The organism is Paenibacillus sp. FSL H7-0323 (assembly GCF_038002725.1).
Lineage (GTDB): Bacteria > Bacillota > Bacilli > Paenibacillales > Paenibacillaceae > Paenibacillus_AQ > Paenibacillus_AQ odorifer.
This window is the reverse complement of the sequence record NZ_JBBODB010000001.1, coordinates 3937264-3955750: the sequence shown is the minus strand read 5'-3', so window position 1 is coordinate 3955750 and position 18487 is coordinate 3937264. Positions and strand designations below refer to the sequence as shown.

Here is an 18487-nt window from a genome sequence, read left to right as displayed (position 1 = left end):
TCTGCTATGATGATGAAAAATATATTATTATATATAAAATACATAACTCTAAGGTTATAGAAGAGGGTGGTTTCGTTGGATTTACTTTCGCTTCGGTACTTTCAAACGGTTGCAAAGCTTGAGAATATGACCCTGGCAGCCGAAATACTCCAAATCTCACAGCCTGCTATTAGTAAAATGATCAAAAATCTTGAGGGCGAATTAAACGTCAAATTGTTTGATCGCACAGGAAAATACATTCGATTAAATGAATATGGAAAGCGGTTTCTTGTGAAAGTTGATTTAGCCCTACAAACGTTAGAGGAGGGGAAAACAGAGCTATTGGACTTGTCTGAGCGACCGACAGGAACTGTGGTGATTTTTATCCAAGCGGGTTCCTATTTGCTTCCGGATATGATCACATTATTTCGTCAGAAGTACCCGGAAGCTCAATTCAAGCTATTGCAGCAGGATCAGGAGATCTCACGTTATCCGGCTTTTGATTTGTGTATTTCTTCTACTCCGCTCAAGATTCCAGGAACAGTGTCCACACCGGTATTAACGGAAGAAATCCTGCTGGCGGTTCCTAATGAGCACAGGCTCGCAACCCGTAAAAGTGTACGTCTGAATGAACTCGCGAAAGACGGTTTTATCAGTTTGAAAATAGGCAAGCAGCTGCGCGAAACGACGGATTCTCTCTGTCACGCCGCCGGATTTGCTCCGCGTATCATTTATGAATGCGATGAGCCTTCGATGGTACGCAGTCTAGTCCGTTCGGGACTAGGGGTTTCTTTTATCCCCGCTGTAACTTGGGGGGGTTCTCAAGGATCCTCTGTTGTGCTTCTTCCCATTGAAGAACCCATAAGTACCCGCACCATTGAAATCTCATGGTATACCAACCGGTACATGACTAATGTCGCTAAAAAGTTCAAGGCCTTTGTTGAGGATTATTACAAGCAGTTAAAAGAAGACAATTTAAAAAAAGAGCCAATAAACCCTAAGGCTTAATTGACTCATTGTCAGCAACGCTAATCATTTAATCCCTTACCCTCAAGGATTTGCGGGATGAATTTTTCAATTCGGGATACGCGGGTTTTGGATTGTTTCGCTTGAGAAAAATGATAAATATATGCGTTTTGCCGTCCAGGCGTTAAGGCTTCAAAAGCAGTTTTCAAGCCAGGAAGTTCAGCGAATTTGGTCTGAAGCTCTTCAGGAATGAGGTAATCCTCTTTCTTTTTTAATTCGACTTCCAAACCCGCTTTTTCAACTTCTATGGCATTTTGAATGTAGGCTTTCAGAACAGCTTCCATTTCAACGATTTGTTGCACATTCGTAAACCGAATTTGGCGCGCTGCCTGCACATTTTCTGTTTGTTGAATTAGAATCCCATTGGGATCCTGTAACAAGGCACCTTTGTGAAAGAGAAGCGCACAATATTCTTTAAATCCATGAATTAATACTATGTTTTTATCATCAAATGTGTAACATGGATGCATCCACTTATAATCTTCGGTCAGCCCGCAATCAAGCACGATCGTTCTCAACTGCTCATATTCTTCCCGCCATTGTTTCGCTTTACTTAAGAATTTATCAACCCTAGGATTCAATACATTATTTGTCATAAAAAACACCTATCTTCATCAAAATTTTCAATACAATTTTACTGTTTTTTTATGGAATGTACAGTCGGAATCTTCTGAGAATGGGCAACCTATGTTGTCTCCCGTTCGATCAGTTGGAACGATAGGGGCTGCAGCTCCATATCCAGTCCAAGCAGGGTTGGAGCCAGCAGAAGAAAGGCGTTCTCCGCCTGTCCCGCAATCGGATTCCGAACAGTGGTAATTCCGAGCGTCTGCGACAGCTCCGAATTATCAAAACCAACGATGGCTAGATCACGGGGCACATCCAGCTGCTGTCTACGTGCTTCGCTCAGAACGCCCACCGCCACCAAATCATTGGAGCACAGAATAGCATCCGGCTGATCGGGTTGTCCAATTAGGGTTCGCACCAATTGCTCTCCGTCACGGATTCCATAAATCGTGGAGTAATACCATTTCTCAACGATGGGAAGATTATATTTGGTCATGATTTGCTCATAAGCTAGTCGTCTACTCTGGGTATTTATGCTGCTTGGGCGGCCAAAAGCATTAGCGATACGCGTATAACCCCGCTCTATCAAATGCTCTAGAGCGAGTGCATATCCGTCATATTGGTTCATGGCAACTGACGGTATTTCAGGATGGTCCATACGTTGCCAAGACACAATCGGGCCGTATTTGCAGTAGGAAGTTATGACATTTTTATCGTTAACAGCGGTCAGAATAAGCAGAGCGTCGACTCTTTTTTGTTTGAGATCCTCGAAGGCCTGAAGTTCCTTTTGTTTATCTCCACCAGTGGTATAAATAATCGTCTGATATCCGTAATGGCCGGAAATTTCGACGAAGCTGTTCATGAAGCACAAAATAAGCTCGTTGAGGTCTAAGGTAATCATGCCGATTTGCTGGGTTTGGCCTTTGGATAAAGATATGGCATTCCGATTGGGAACATAGTCCGTCTCTTTCATAATGGCGAGAATTTTCTCCCTAGTTTCCTTGCTGACATGGGGAGAATCGTTCAGGACTCGGGATACCGTAGCTTTGGAAAAGCCCGACAGCTTAGCAATTTCGTCAAGTGTGGACATCGGCTTATCTCCTTTGCAAGATTAATCCTTGACATGTAACGCGTTCCAAGGTTTAGGATTCGGATTAGAGCAGTAAACCTATACTATCACAATAGCAAAGGCGGGAAGAAATATGAACTTACAATTTCCAGAAGGATTCCTATGGGGTGGGGCTGTAGCCGCTAACCAGCTTGAAGGAGCATATCAGGATGATGGCAAAGGCTGGTCTACCCAAGATGTCATGCCGCATGGCATTAAGTCTGCGCCTACAGAAGTTCCTACCGACGATAACATGAAGTTAATTGGTATCGATTTCTATCACCGATATAAAGAAGATATTAAGCTGTTTGCGGAAATGGGCTTTAAAGTATTCCGGACGTCTATTGCCTGGTCCCGGATTTTCCCGAAAGGGGACGAGCTGGAGCCGAATGAACAGGGCTTGCAGTTCTACGACGACCTGTTCGACGAGTGTCATAAATACGGCATCGAACCGCTAGTTACGATCTCCCATTATGAGACCCCGCTGCATTTGGCACGAGAGTATGATGGATGGGTTAACCGTAAGATGGTGGAATTTTACGAGCGTTATGTGAGAACGATCTTTAATCGTTACAAGAACAAGGTCAAATACTGGCTGACCTTTAACGAGATCAATTCTATCCTAGAGTTCCCATTTATGAGTGGCGGAATCAATACTCCATTGGAAAAATTGAGTAAGCAGGATCTGTATCAGGCCATTCACCATGAGTTCATTGCAAGTGCTTTGGCGGTAAAAATCGGTCATGAGATCAATCCTGATTTCAAAATAGGCTGCATGGTGCTGAGCATGCCAATTTATCCGCTCACTCCGCATCCGGACGACTTGATCAAGGCGATGCAAAGTGATCACAAAAATATGTTTTTTGCGGATGTTCATAGCAGAGGTTATTATCCAGGCTATATGAAACGGTTCTTTAAGGAAAATGGAATTCACATTCATTTCGAGCCAGGGGACGAGGAAATTCTGAAGCATACCGTGGATTTCATATCGTTCAGTTACTATATGAGCACATGTGAAACGGCCGATCCGGAGAAACAGATCAGAGGAGAAGGAAACCTGCTGGGCGGGGTACCGAATCCATATCTGGAAGCGAGCGAATGGGGTTGGCAGATCGATCCGCAGGGCTTGCGTTATGTGATGAATATGTTCTATGACCGATACCAAAAACCGCTGTTTATCGTGGAAAATGGCCTTGGCGCCGTCGATCAGCTGGTTGTAGACGGGAACGGTGAGAAGATCGTAAACGATGATTACCGGATCAATTATTTGCAAGATCATTTGGTTCAAGTAGCGGAAGCTATTGCTGATGGCGTGGAAGTTATGGGATACACAAGCTGGGGCTGCATCGACTTGGTTAGCGCAACAAGCGCCGAGCTGAAGAAACGTTATGGTTTCATTTATGTAGATCGTCATGATGATGGTTCAGGTACACTGGAGAGATACCGTAAGAAGTCCTTCCACTGGTACAAAGAAGTAATTGAATCCAACGGACAAAGCCTGTTCTAAAAAAAAGTCCTGATAATCAAGATATTCTTGATCTATCAGGGCTTTTTTTGTTATCCAATATTATACAGGACCTGGTTTATTGTTGACATCATCAATTGAACATGTTAATTTGTAAATATTAAATTAATCGGATATCAGGATTGCTACTGCATAGCAGGCAAAACCTAAGTTTCATTTATGATTACGGGGATAATCTCACTCGTACATAGATGTGATTTAGGTTTTTTTGTGTTCCCTGATATCCGTGATTAATTGATCTGTTACAGAGGGGTGTATAAAAATGAGTTATGAACAGCTAAGTAAAGACATTATCCAATCTGTCGGTGGGGAGAAAAATATTAACAATGTGATTCATTGTGCCACGCGACTAAGATTCACACTTAACGATGAGCAAAAAGCTGATAAAGAAAATTTGGGGAAAATGGAAGGGATTATTGGGGTAGTTAGCAAAGGGGGACAGTTTCAAGTTATAGTGGGTACCCATGTTGCTGATGTGTATAAAGAAATTGCCAAATCCATATCCCCTAACAGTGACTCTGGCGAGAACAAGGTAAAGAAACCTATAGGGACTCTGATTTTTGATGTTATTTCTAGAAGCTTTTCGCCTCTGATTGGTGCTTTAGCAGGTGCGGGTATGTTGAAAGCGCTATTAACCGTACTTGCTTCGTTACATGTTCTAAGTGCGGATAGTGAAACTTACAAAGTATTAGCCGGCGCTAGTAATGCTGTGTTTTATTTTCTACCCATTTTCTTAGGAATTACGTTATCGATTAGGCTGGGTGTGAATGCTTATGTGGGTGGCAGTATCGGTGCGGCTTTACTTGAACCTAATATTACGGGATTAGCAAGTGTTGAATCTCCGCATTTTTTAGGTATTCCTTTAGTAATTTCGGACTATTCATCAAGCGTGTTTCCGATTTTTATCGCCATCTGTATATACGCTTTATTGGATAAGCAGCTAAGAAAGTTTATACACAAGGATTTGCAGATGTTCTTGGTCCCTATGCTATGTTTGATTGTCATTGTTCCGTTAACTATTTTGGCTTTCGGACCGTTTGGCGTGAATGTAGGGAATTTAATTGGAGACGCTATTTTGTTCCTCAGTACGAAAAGCGGTATTGTTACAGGGGCAATTGTGGGAATAGCTTGGACGTATTTGACTGTACTCGGATTGCACTGGGGACTTGTGCCAATTATTCTTGAGAACATTGCTAAGGGTGGAGATCCAATATATGCAATGGCCGGCATGGCCATCTTCGCGCAGCTGGGTGTAGCGTTGGGTATCTTCCTGAAAACAAAGGACAAACAGTTGAAAACATTGGCCGGCAGTACATTTATACCAGGCGCGCTTTCCGGTGTAACTGAACCTATTATTTACGGTTTGCTGACTCGTTACAAACGAACTTTCATTTATGTAACCATTGCCGGCGGTGTAGGTGGAGCACTTAGTGGTCTTTTCAAAGTGAAGATGGAAGTCTTCGCATTTGTGAGCGTATTAAGTCTTCCCGCATTCTCTCCGCTGGTCGTTCAAGCGATTATAGCAGGTGTGACCATTGTATTGGCTATGGTAATTACCATGGTATTTGGTTATGAAGATAAAAAGAAAGTGAATATTGTAGAAGAAAAAACGAATACTGAAAAAAGCGGGGTTATCCTCCCTCACGCCGTTAAAAGTTCAACCGTTGTAAGCCCTCTGGCTGGTAACGTAATCCCGTTAACCTCAGTAGATGATGCTGCCTTTGCTTCTGAAGCAATGGGCAAGGGGATTGCAATTGAACCCACAGAAGGTAAGCTTTATTCACCGGTAAGTGGAGTTGTATCCACTATTTTCAGAACAGGTCATTGTATTGCGGTAGTATCGGATGAGGGTGTTGAGGTCTTGATTCATATCGGTATAGAAACCGTGAAGCTAAAAGGTAAATACTTTGATGTGAAGGTGCAAGAAGGAGCAACCGTTAAACAGGGTGATCTATTGATTGAGTTTGATTTTGAACAAATAAAAAATGAAGGTTATCAATGCACAACACCGATAATTATTACCAATACGGCTAATTATAGTGATGTGATTGGTAACAATAAAACAGTTATTACACCGGGTGAAGATTTGCTGACTGTTGTAGTGTGATCTATTGAAGAGTCATAAGGTATGAATGGAATCGATCTCTTAGTACTGCTACTTAGAGATCGATTTTTTATTATAGAATACTATAAAAAAGTGCTAGCTTCGTAAAATGAAAAGGTAAGGAGCTGTAATATGCGGATCGAAAAAGTGTTAAACAACAATGTTGTTACTGTCATAGATGACCAAAATTTTGAACTAGTAGTTATGGGAAGAGGACTGGCCTTTAAGAAAAAACGTGGAGACTTTTTAGAAAAAGATAAAATTGAAAAGATATTCACTTTAAGTAATCAAAAACTTTCAGATAAGCTAAAAACGCTGCTTTCCGAGATTCCAATCGAGCACATGGAGCTCTCAGAAGAGATTATTAACTTCGCCAAACTGCAGCTCGGTAAAATGCTGGATGACAGTATTTATGTTAGTCTGACAGATCATATCAGTTTTGCGCTGGAGAGATTCTCAAAAGGGATGAAGATTAAAAACGCCATGCTTTGGGAAATCAAAAAATTCTATAAAGAAGAATATGAGGTTGGGAAAGCTGCGCTTCAAATTATACATTCCAAGCTCGGAGTCAGACTTCCCGAAGATGAGGCCGGACATATTGCGCTCCATCTGGTGAATGCAGAACTAAATGAAGAGATGCCTAACATGGTGAATATCACCAAGATCATGAACGACATCCTAAATATCGTGAAGCGCCATTTCAGGCTAGAGTACGATGAGGAGTCCCTTGCTTATTACCGTTTTATCACTCATTTGAAATTTTTTGCACAACGTCTCATCAACGGTACTCCACCTCCTGATAATGAGAATGGCTTATTTATTTTGGTAAAGCAGCAGTATAAGGAAGCTTTCGCAAGCGTCGAGAAAATTAAAATCTATATTGATAAAACATATAATCGGGAGTTAACAAATGATGAAATGCTGTATCTGACCATACACATTGAAAGAATTACAAACCAGATCATGGAGTAGGGACGGTTAAGCCTTAAATTTTAACTTTGACTTTCGGGAGAATCGCGTATAAGATTACTAATATGTTTTCTGTGATAATCATTATCAATAGATTGATAACGGTTATCATGGAATCAACTTCGAACGTTGAATCCAGGGGGATAAAGCAAATGCACAAAAGGTTAATTAGTTTATTTATGGTTATTGCTATTATATTGGTCGTATCAGGCTGTGGTACTAACCAAAAGAACAATTCAACATCGAACGCGGGAGCAACTGATAAACCAGCTGCTGAAAACGCGGGCAGTGAATCTACAAGCGGTCCTATTGTTTTAAAGGATTCTAAAGGTGAGATTACGCTGGACAAACCTGCGCAAAGAGTTGTGGTATTGGAATGGACCTTTACGGAGGATGTTATTGCACTGGGAGTGCAGCCAGTAGGTAACGCAGATAACGAAAACTATAAGCTGTATGTGACTTCTGAAGCACCACTTGATGCAAACGTGACTGATGTTGGTTCCCGTGACGAGCCAGATCTGGAGACAATTGCTTCATTAAAGCCTGATCTGATTATTGCCAATACGGGTGGGCATGAAGGAATCTATGATCAACTTAAAAGTATCGCTCCAACATTGATTTTCGGCTTGTATCCGAATGAAGGAGAAGGTAATCAGTACACACTGATGGAAGATACTTTCAAAACAATTGCAGCGGCAGTAGGTAAAACAGCAGAAGCCGATAAGGTTCTTGCTGATTTGGATGCACATTATGCAGATGCAAAAGCAAAGCTGGCTGATGCAGGCAAAGAAGGCTTGAACTATGTACTGACACAAGCATACAGCTACCAGAATGCAGCAACGATGCGTCTTTTTACAGATAATTCACTTGCGGTACAAACTTTGGATCGGATCGGTCTGAAAAACGACTGGAAACCTGAAAATTTCGAAGTTTACGGATTCAGCACCTCTACAGTTGAAGCATTGCCTGCGGTTCAGGATACAAATCTGATCTATATCGTCCAAGAGGATGATAATATTTTCACGAAAGAACTGAAGGATAATTCCGTTTGGAATGGCCTTAACTTTGTGAAAGAGAATCGCACCTTCGGATTGAGCAGTACTACTTGGGTGTTCGGCGGTCCGATCTCCTCCAAAGTTATCGTGGATGAAGTTGTAAATACATTAACGAAATGAGTGCGGTTATGAACGAAAAGAGTAGCAAAGAAGCCTCTATCGGCATGAACTGGCGGATCATTGGAATATTTGGGGGCGGCTTTGCCGTCCTCTTCATTCTGTTCGTTTTAAGTTTGGGCTTTGGGGAAGCCAAGATCCCTGCAGCTACTGTAATAGATGGCTTGCTGAATCGCCAAGATATAATGGAACATAATCTGCTCTGGGATATCCGCATGCCACGTACAGTTATTGGTCTGCTGGCCGGGGCTGCTCTGGCTGTGGCTGGGGCATTATTGCAAACTATAACGAAGAACCCGCTTGCTTCCTCAGATACACTTGGGATTAATGCCGGGGCATACTTTATGGTCGTGCTTGGTATGGTAGCTTTTCCTGCTTTGCAGCATGAGTTTCCATTTTTGTTGGCAGTTGCAGGGGGACTGCTTGCTGCTTTAGCCGCTTATTTATTGAGTGGAGGCAAGGCGGCCACACCTGTTCGGCTGGCTTTGTCAGGTATGATCGTCTCCATGGTGCTCGGAGCGTTTACATCGGCCATACATATTTTTAAAAGAACAGAAACACAAAATCTGTTTTTATGGGGTTCAGGTTCCCTAATCCAGTTGGATTGGGACGGTGTTATATATGCCTGGCCTTTTGTCGTAGTGCTGCTATTGGCAGCGATATTTGCCGGCAGACAATTTGATGCGCTGGAGCTCGATGAGTCAACGGCCCGTTCACTTGGACAGCGAGTAGGGTTAATTCGGGCGACGGGGCTTGGCCTATCGGTATTAATGGCTGCGGTTGTAGTCAGCGTGGTCGGCCCGATTGGCTTCGTCGGCTTAGTGGCTCCCCATCTTGTCCGGCTTAGTGGAATTCGCAAGCATCGCCTGCTCATTCCTGCAAGCGCGTTGTGGGGAGCCTTGCTCATCACGGCAGCGGATACGCTAGCGCGTGTAGTGCGAAGCAGTGTGGGTGAAATGCCTGTTGGTGCAGTTATGGCGATTATTGGAGCCCCGTGGCTCATTTGGCTGGTACTCACCAAGATGAAAAATATATCGGGCTCAGGCGCTGGCCAATCATCGATGAGTATCGGTGGGGCGGGACTGCGTCTGCGCTTTGTGCCGACGGCTATAGTTATGACTGTGCTGCTGATTGCTATTATCCTCGTAAGCTTATCGTTTGGGGGAACAAAAATACCGATCAGCGAATTGCTGAGCAGTCTGTTCCATAGGGGGGATCAATCCTATTCCGTCCTGCTGAATTTACGGCTTCCCCGTACACTCGTAGCGGCTGCAGGAGGGATCGCACTTGCAATCAGTGGTGTACTGATTCAAAGTGCTGTTCGAAATCCACTGGCAGATGCTTCTATTATTGGTGTGACCTCAGGGGCTGGCTTTGGTGCTTTGGCCGTAATGACCGTTTGGCCAGCATTGACGGTATTTGCAGTTCCGCTTGCCGCAATCGTGGGTGGGGCACTGGCTGCAGCTTTTGTCTTTTTTATGGCCTGGCGCAGGTCCTTGAATCCATCGGTTCTGATCTTGCTTGGAATCGCAGTCTCTGCAATTGCCTCTGCCGGAATCCAGGTCATGATCGTCAAAGGAAGTTTATGGAGCAGTAGCTCCTTAATTTGGTTAACGGGTTCGACTTATGGACGAAGCTGGAATCAATTTTACATCCTATTTGTATTCCTGCTTGTACTTGTTCCGATTGCATACTATTTGGGCCGAAAATGCGATTTGTTGGCATTTGGTGACGAGAGTTCAACAGGATTGGGCTTGCCGGTTCGAGGAACGCGGCTTTGGGCTATGATTATCGGCGTTTTGCTTGCAGCGGGAGCCGTTGCAAGTGTGGGAACAATTGGCTTTCTCGGACTCATGGCGCCGCATGCGGTGCGGATGATGATTGGTCATCATACGAGACGCTCGATTGTTTTGTCAGGATTACTTGGCGGCTTGATGCTCGTCATTGCCGATACGCTCGGAAGAACCATAATGGCGCCGAAAGAAATCCCTTCAGGCCTTATTATTATGCTGATTGGGGCTCCGTATTTCTTGTTTCTAATGTACCGGTCACAGGTTAGAAAAGTGTAGATTTTGTTATAAGAAAAAATCAGGGGGTGCCCCATCAGCCGTAAAATGGCTGCTGGGCACCCCCTGATTAATTAGAGCTTGCTCCATCAAGAACGCCTCAAACATCGTTTCATCTGTTTAAAATTCCCCTTCCTTACGCTACAGCTATCGGACACAGATGACCTTAAACGCAGCTTTATTTCGCATTTGAAGTGACAACGGACCGCATAGTCGCTATTGGCATGAAAAGCACCCGATTTGCCCTTCTTCCTATGAAATAACGTCATTGGAGTCCGAAACCAAGCTCCAAAGGCTAAAAATGGGCATATAACGTCATCTGAGTCCGTAGGCCTCAACGAATGATGACAATTTATTGGTGCAGGCCACCAACGCCCATAAACAAAAAGCAGCGATTCTCCCATACCGGGGAAAGCTGCTTTTTTAATTGGATATTATCGATTTGTGAACAATTATTTAACTATTATTCTTAATTTTGTATATTTCCATTTGCTAGTTTATACTTTAATCTTATGCTGTAGAATTTTGGAAATAAGGAGTGGGATTATGTGAGGCTCTTCGACAGAAAAGGTGTACAAGACGACAGCAAAACTATTAACAACTCTGGCGAATTAAGAATCAACATTTTTTTCTTTAGCACTTTTATTATTTTTTGTGTGATTATCCTACGCCTTGCGGTCTTGCAATTTGTCGAAGGACCTACGTTATCTGAAGCTGAGGCTAATCGGGATACGAAAATAGTGGCATTATCGGCATTGAGAGGGAATATCCTCGCTGCTGATGGTGAGAAATTGGCATACTCAACGCCCGTTCAATCTTTGTACCTTACTTTGGATAAGGAATATACCGCAACAAAAACAGATAAAACTACGAAAAAAGTTACCTTAACTGCTGAGGCAAATAATAAATCAAAGGCGCTCGCCAGCAAGTTAGCAGAAGCCTTCGAAACTTATGGTGATTCTAATGAGAAAAAACTAACCACAGAAGAGATCCTTGAGTCTATGGATTTATATTCAAAAAAACTCTCTGGTTATGTAGCGCGAAGAATTAAATCAGGTTTAACTAAGAAAGAAATCGCTTATTTTTTAGAACACAAAAACGAATATCCAAACCTTGAAGTGATAGAGGAAAGCAGCAGGCATTATGATACCGATACGGTGGCTGTACAAGCTGTTGGCTACGTGAAATTTTTCAAATCCTCTACTAGTTTAGATCTTTATAAGGATGTACTTCAGGCGATGAAAAATAATCAGCACCCTGGACTTAACTATAAAGAGGATGAGCTAGTAGGCTTTGATGGCTTGGAGCTGCAATACCAGAAGGAGCTTCGGGGACAGAATGGTTATAAGGAAGTTTCTGTAGATCCGCAGAATATGGCAGAAAAAATTGTGAGTATTGAACCCCCGGTCAAAGGAAGCACTATCTGGACGAACCTTAATAAAAAAATTCAGCTGAAGACCGAAGAAGCCATTAAAGATCAGATTCAGTGGTTGCATTCACACACCGTTCAGGGAGAAACACATCCTGATGCTTTAACAGGTTACGCTGTAGCCATGGAAGTGGATACAGGTAATATTATTGCAATGGCAAGTATGCCTGACTATGATACCAACAGCTGGGCTACGGGTTCGATCTCTCCAGAGGTGTATAAAAAAATTGAAAAGCATTACCAAAATGGAACGATAACTCCATACTCATCGGGAAGATCAGGGCATAATTTTGAATCCACCGTGCTACTTGGTTCGACCATAAAACCATTGAGTGTGTTAATTGGCTTAAAAGAGGGCTTTATAAGTACTTCTTCTACTTACCAAGATAAGGGGATCACCTCATTTGGTAGGGAAGGACATGAGACTAATGTAAGGAACTCATCCAATCATGTTTACGGCTCTTTGTATCCTTATACAGCCATTGAAAAATCTTCAAACGTATATATGGTTGATATGATCGGGAAAAAATTGTATGACAAATACAAGTCTAAGGGCATTGGGGTATGGGACACATATATGAAAGAATTCGGTCTAGGTGTTCCAACAGGGATAGGTTTACCAAGGGAATACTTGGGTGATCTGAATTATAAAGCTGAAGCTAAAGCGGGTTCAGTTCAGTCGGCACTTGTTTATGCTTCTTTTGGGCAGCAGGGACGTTATACCGTTCTTCAGTTGGCGCAATATGCGGCTACACTAGCCAATGAAGGGCAACGAATCAAACCACAGCTAGTAAGCAAGATCACGGACTCCAAAGGTAAAGTTATCAAAGAATTCAAACGGGAAGTGCTTGATGAAGTGACTACTTTCGATAAATCCTATTGGCGGGAGATAAAGAAAGGGATGAACAGTGACGTTAAAAGTGCCTTCGGAGATTTCCCCTATGATTTTGCGCGTAAAACAGGAACTTCACAACAGACGGATAGTAAAAACATAAACCGTGATAACGGAGTATTTATAGCTTTTGCACCACGTGAAAATCCAAAACTTGCTGTAGCTGTAGTTATTCCTGAAGGCGGATTTGGATCTAGCAGTGCAGCACCTGTAGCGAGAAAAATTTTTGATGCTTATGATTGGGAGTACGGATTGGATGGAATTCCGAAGAAAAATGTGGATAAAAGTATCAGCGAATAACACAAAGGAGAGAGCGCACACTGCGCTTTCTTTTTCTTTTTACAGAGCGGTTTGTGGCGGATCGAAGGAACGGGTTCCAGATTAAAATATTGTAACCATAAAGCGTGAAACTTTTATCCTAGTGGGAGCGTCAAAAGGTTAGGAAAAAAATGTATTCGTCATTCCAGGAGGGTGAATCTGTGAAGAAGTTATGGATTTCTATTTTAGTGGGCTTATTAGTTTTGCCGATGATGTTTCAATCTTCAGTGAAAGCTGCTACTGCGCCCATCAGTATTTTTATTGACGGGGTTCGATTGTCCACAGATCAAGCACCGGTGATGGTAAATGGACGGACGATGGTACCCCTACGGGCAATCTTTGAAGCCTTTAATGCCACCATCAAGTGGAATCAGAAAACACAAACTGTAACTGCAACTAAAGATGATACAACGATTATGTTAAAGATTGGCTCAAAGACAGCCACGATTAACAATAAAGCTGTAACTCTAGATGTGCCGGGACAGAATTTGAAAGGAAGAACGATGGTTCCTACACGGTTTGTAAGTGAGTCATTGGGTCATGATGTGGGTTGGAATCCGAGCACCAAAGTAGTGACCATAACGACTTCCGGCGGTAAAACTGGAACTGTAAATCCGGCATCGAATGTGCAGTTAAAGGATGTAAGTGATAACGGTGACGGCCGTGATCTCCAGGTCAGCTTCACCCAATCTTCTAATGAAGCTCTTGTGGATCATTACCGGGTAATGATTGTAAAGGCTTGGAGCACTTTTAATATCTCATCTGCACAAAAGGTTACATCCGCCAATTATTCTACTGTTTTAGCTACAGGCACTAATCCTACGATTAGAATGACCGCAAATTCAAGGGATGTGGATGGTGACCTCATTAAAGGTAATCAAACCTATGTAGCTTATGTTTTCGCAGTGGGCAAAGGCAATAATACCAGCGCTCTCTCGTATAGTTCTTCGACTATATCGCTTAATACTAATACTGTAGTCGTTGCTCCAAGTAATGTACAAGTAAGTGATGTGAGCGATTATAGTGATGGCCGCGATTTAGCCGTAAGTTTTAATAAGGTATCGGATGAATCCAAGGTGAGTTCTTACCGGATATTTGTAGTCAAAGCTACTAATTATTCTTCTTTTAATTTGGCGGCAGCAAATGCTGTTAGCAGTTCAAATTACACACAGGTCAACAAAACAGGCTCCAATATCACTCAGATCCTATCGTCAGGAGCGAGGGATGTGGATGGAGCCCTCATTAAGACGGGAGTTGGTTACCGTGTGTTTGTTATGGGTGTAGATAGTGGCAGTAATACAGCCAATAATTTATTGTCTGCTGCTTCATCTGCGATTACGCTGTCCTCGGTCAATGTCTCTAATTTAAGTGTAAGCGACGTTAGTGACTTTGGAGATGGCCGTGATTTAAAAGTATCCTTTAACCACGCTACAGATGAAACGTATATTAGCCAGTACCGAATTCTAGTTGTGCCTACAGCTTATTCCAACAACTTTAGTTTATCTGAGGCGAATAATGTCTCCAGCTCTTATTACACAACGGTGAGCACAACAGGATCTAGCACCAGTCAAGTGTTAGCCTCGTCAGCAAGAGACGTGCGTGGTAATTTGATTAAGAATGGAACACCTTACAGAGTGTATGTGTTAACGATTGGAAGCGGGAAGAATTTGGGCACCAACATTCTCTCAACGGAGTCAACATTAATTACGTTGGCTGTTGACTACAATGTGAGTGCTGTCTACAATTTGGATGTAAGCGACGTAAATGACTATGATGATGGCCGTGATTTAAGAGTATCCTTTGACCACGCTACGAATGAAACGTATATTAGCCAGTATCGCATCCTGGTTGTACCTACTTCCTATTACAGCAGCTTCAGTTTATCTGACGCCAATAATGTGTACAGTTCCAACTACACAGCAGTGAGCACAACAGGATCCAGCACCAATCAAGTGTTAACCTCGTCATCAAGGGACGTGCGCGGTAACCTGATAAAGAGTGGAATCAATTACAGAGTATATGTTTTAACCGTCGGAAGCGGGAATTACTCGGGCAGCAATGTTCTTTCTTCTGGTTCACCTTTAATTACGTTGAATGTAGATTACAAATTGGCTCCTATTTCGAGCTTGGATGTAAGGGACGTTAATGATTACGAAGACGGCAGGGATTTAAAAGTATCCTTTAACCATGCCACAGATGAAACGTACATTAGCCAGTATCGAATCCTGATTGTACCTACTTCCTATTACAGCAGCTTTAGTTTAACCCAGGCAAATGCGGTTTCTAGCTCCAATTACACAGCGGTAGGCACTTCAGGAAATAACACCAGTCAAGTCTTGGATTCTTCAGCCAGAGACGTAAACGGAAATTTAATAAAGAGTGGAATCAGTTACAGAGTGTATGTGTTAACGATTGGCAGCGGCAAGTACTCAGGCACTAATGTGTTGTCCTCAGAGTCGAATGCCATAACTTTATCCACTAAGCTGCCGGTAACCTCTGTCACCAATGTAACGTACAGTGTGGATGAGGGTAAAATACTAGTAAGTTTCAACCGTTCCTCTAACGAGTCTAACATTTCGGAATATCGAATTCTGGTGGTTCCGTCCAAACAAGGTTTTGGTTCAGCGGAAGCAATTGAGGTGAAATCCTCGTATTATACGTCGATAACGCCTAACGGAACGAATCCTACAATTGTAGCCTCGAGAAGAGATGTTAATGGTGCATTAATTGTTAAGGGTGTTAAATATAAAGTATATGTTCTTGCGGTAGCCAATAATAATGGCGTGCAGAGTGGTGGTCTTTCGGATTCAACGGAAGAGATTGAAATATAAGGATAGGGAATAAAATCATTATAATATAAGGCAAAAAACCTTCATTGAGCACTGGGCTTGATGAAGCGCTTTTTGCCTTGTTTTTTTGTTTTCTATTTTTTATAAAAATAGGGTTGCGATTATACACATTTAAAACATTTGGTTTAACCTATTGGAAGCGCTATAATTGAAAATAATTACATGCTTAAGGAGTCTATCATGAAAAGAGGCAGGATATTCTACAAGATTTTTGTTCCTATTCTGGTGCTGGGAATTGGCCTGGTTATTAGCTTCGGTGGCTATATTTATCTGACGACGATTAATTCGGTAAATGAAAGAGTAGCGGATGATAAACAGAGTTTAATTACTCAAATTAAAAACACCCTGGAACAGAAAATTCAGACCATTGAATACGCTTTTAATACTTACAGTACCACCAGTTCCTTCAGGGAGGTCGTGCAAAATCCGATCACAGAGCAGGATTTTGAGAAGTATCGCGAGATTAATTCCCAGCTTAACTACATTGCCAGCATGGGGATGGATTTTGTTAATTATTCTCTAATCAGTTTGGAGCAGAAATGGCAGATTTCCAATGGTAAGCTTTCACATTTAACGGAAGAAGAGAGCAGGACACTTTATGAGAGCTATATTAATAACCGTAGCCGGGGGTTGTTTTGGGTTAAGACGGATAAGGGTATCCGCTTTGTAAATACCCTGCCGGTATTCTCACAGACCAAACAGGCGATTGCCTTATCTGATATATCCCTTCAGACCTTGCAGAGCACCCTTCAGACCGAAGGAAACACACCGGTGTTTATTCTTAACCGGGAGGGTGAGCTTTTATATGAGTCGGAAACTGGAAAGTCCCTGCTGACTAATAATCAACTTAGCCATATCACTAATGTTGCCGGAGGCGGGGGGCAATTGGGGACGATTGCCATGGAGCGGGCTGATCACCAATCGATAAAAGCTATTTATGCTAAATCTTCTTATAATAATTGGATTTACGTAACTATTTTGGATAAATCAGAAATTTCTGATGCACTAAAGACAACCCGATTCGGGATTGTGATGATGGTACTGCTTATTACGTTGTTGATTGCGGTAGTCGCTTATGTGATCTCTTTGTATTTCACCAAGCCATTCCGGCAGATTCAGCGCCGATTATTGCCTGCCAATGCGGAGCTAGAGCCTAAGAATGAGGTAGACTGGATTATTAATTCGATTGATACCATCTTATCGGAGAAAGAAAGTCTAGAGGGTCTGATTGAGTCTGAGATGCCTAAGTTGGAAACTCAGTTTATTCTAAATCTGTTTCGTAGCCGGATATCCCAAGAAGAGCTTAATCTGGGTTTGCCTCGTTTCGGTTATGAGCTGTCACAGAATTCGGTGTACGCAACGCTGCTAATACAGCTGGATAACTATGGGGAACGGCAGGCTAGTGATAAGGATCTTCTGCTCGTAGCGGTTAACAAACTGGTGGAAGAGCTGATTCCGCAGGAGAGGCGGATGATTCCTATCTTATTAAATGACCGTACACAAGCGACTATCCTGATCTTTGAGGGAGCGAATGAACAGGAGAACCGGAGAATAGCACTGGACTATGCCAAGACAATTATTCGAACAGCTAGAGAAATCTTGAAACTATCCATTAGCGTTGGAATCAGCAATTTTTATGATAATTTATTGTTTAGTAGGGAAGCTTGCGAGATGAGTAAGCAGGCGCTGCATCATCGTTTAAATCTGGGCAAAGAGTCTATCATCTTCTATGAGGATATATCGAAGGTGATCTCGGGTCCAGTTCTACTGCATTATCCGTCTGAGTTTGAGTCCCAGTTATTTGACGCGATTCGGATTGGAGATGAAGAACAAGTCTCCTGTTCTCTGTATCCATTACTCGGGGAAATGATGAAGCACAGTAAGAACCCTTTGAATTTCGAAGTCACATTAATACGTTTCGTCAACAATCTGATTCAGCTGGAGCAGCTGCTGGGTGTAGAGGTTCTGCTGACAGAGGACAATTCTACGTTGTATCACCGATTGTTAGACATCCGTAATCCGGAAGAGATCGAACGCATTTTGGTCAAAGAAGTTATCCATCCGATGGTGACCAGCGTTAAGGAGAAGACAGACCGTCAGTTCCGCCTCTTATCCGATAAAATTGCGGTGATTGTCCGCTCGGAATTTGATCAGGACTTAACGCTAGAATTAATTGGTGATCGCCTCCATTACAGTCCGAACTATTTAAGCAGTATTTTCAAAAAAGAGTACGGGATGACGTTTAGCGAGTATCTAATGAACTATCGTCTGGAAATGGCTAAGAAGTGGCTGGTGGAAACGGATATGACCATTAAAGAGATTGCTGAAAGGCTGCAGTACCATAATCCGCAGAACTTTATTCGATCCTTCCGTAAAAAAGAACATGTAACACCAGGTGCATACCGAACCCAGAAACAGGAGAAGTAAGGCGCTGAACACAAACAGCCAGCCCCGGGAGACCGGGGCTGGCTGTTTGTGCAGCTGCA

Annotated in this window: 11 protein-coding genes; 9 read left to right on the top strand and 2 right to left on the bottom strand. The window is 42.6% G+C overall.

Features of this window, described 5'->3' with window-relative positions:
• Positions 1 to 75 precede the first annotated feature (75 nt).
• Positions 76 to 987, top strand: a complete 912-nt coding sequence (locus MHH89_RS17835; protein WP_341087755.1) for a LysR family transcriptional regulator — start codon at positions 76 to 78, stop codon at positions 985 to 987.
• 20 nt (positions 988 to 1007) lie between these two features.
• On the opposite strand, the gene MHH89_RS17830 is transcribed toward MHH89_RS17835, so the two are convergent.
• Both MHH89_RS17830 and MHH89_RS17825 read right to left on the bottom strand, forming a co-directional pair.
• The gene (locus MHH89_RS17830) at positions 1008 to 1601 is read right to left on the bottom strand and encodes a YdeI/OmpD-associated family protein (protein ID WP_076098816.1); all 594 of its coding nucleotides are present in this window, start codon (positions 1599 to 1601) and stop codon (positions 1008 to 1010) included.
• An 89-nt stretch (positions 1602 to 1690) separates the two neighbouring features.
• Positions 1691 to 2659, bottom strand: coding sequence for a LacI family DNA-binding transcriptional regulator (locus tag MHH89_RS17825; protein ID WP_341087753.1), 969 nt, complete (start codon positions 2657 to 2659; stop codon positions 1691 to 1693).
• Between the two features lie 112 nt (positions 2660 to 2771).
• Here MHH89_RS17825 and MHH89_RS17820 point away from each other — a divergent pair, with 112 nt between their 5' ends.
• The 8 genes from MHH89_RS17820 to MHH89_RS17785 all read left to right on the top strand — a co-directional run bounded on the left by MHH89_RS17820 (position 2772) and on the right by MHH89_RS17785 (position 18428).
• Complete coding sequence (locus MHH89_RS17820; protein WP_076220000.1) at positions 2772 to 4184, top strand: glycoside hydrolase family 1 protein; 1413 nt, start codon at positions 2772 to 2774, stop codon at positions 4182 to 4184.
• Between the two features lie 280 nt (positions 4185 to 4464).
• Complete coding sequence (locus MHH89_RS17815) at positions 4465 to 6309, top strand: beta-glucoside-specific PTS transporter subunit IIABC (RefSeq protein WP_341087752.1); 1845 nt, start codon at positions 4465 to 4467, stop codon at positions 6307 to 6309.
• A 129-nt stretch (positions 6310 to 6438) separates the two neighbouring features.
• Positions 6439 to 7278: a BglG family transcription antiterminator LicT gene (gene licT / locus MHH89_RS17810; RefSeq protein WP_341087750.1), complete on the top strand. Its 840-nt coding sequence runs from the start codon at positions 6439 to 6441 to the stop codon at positions 7276 to 7278.
• A 149-nt stretch (positions 7279 to 7427) separates the two neighbouring features.
• Positions 7428 to 8450, top strand: coding sequence for an ABC transporter substrate-binding protein (locus tag MHH89_RS17805; protein WP_076130322.1), 1023 nt, complete (start codon positions 7428 to 7430; stop codon positions 8448 to 8450).
• A gap of 8 nt (positions 8451 to 8458) precedes the next feature.
• Entirely contained in the window at positions 8459 to 10516 is a 2058-nt protein-coding gene (locus tag MHH89_RS17800; RefSeq protein WP_076307012.1) for an iron ABC transporter permease, read from the top strand.
• A 545-nt stretch (positions 10517 to 11061) separates the two neighbouring features.
• On the top strand, positions 11062 to 13134 hold the full coding sequence (locus tag MHH89_RS17795) for a peptidoglycan D,D-transpeptidase FtsI family protein (RefSeq protein WP_340033663.1): 2073 nt from the start codon (positions 11062 to 11064) through the stop codon (positions 13132 to 13134).
• Between the two features lie 179 nt (positions 13135 to 13313).
• Entirely contained in the window at positions 13314 to 15983 is a 2670-nt protein-coding gene (locus tag MHH89_RS17790) for a copper amine oxidase N-terminal domain-containing protein (RefSeq protein ID WP_076281966.1), read from the top strand.
• Between the two features lie 198 nt (positions 15984 to 16181).
• Positions 16182 to 18428 carry an AraC family transcriptional regulator gene (locus MHH89_RS17785; protein ID WP_076130455.1) on the top strand — a complete coding sequence of 749 codons (2247 nt, stop codon included), beginning with the start codon at positions 16182 to 16184 and terminating at the stop codon, positions 18426 to 18428.
• The last annotated feature ends 59 nt before the right edge of the window (positions 18429 to 18487 follow it).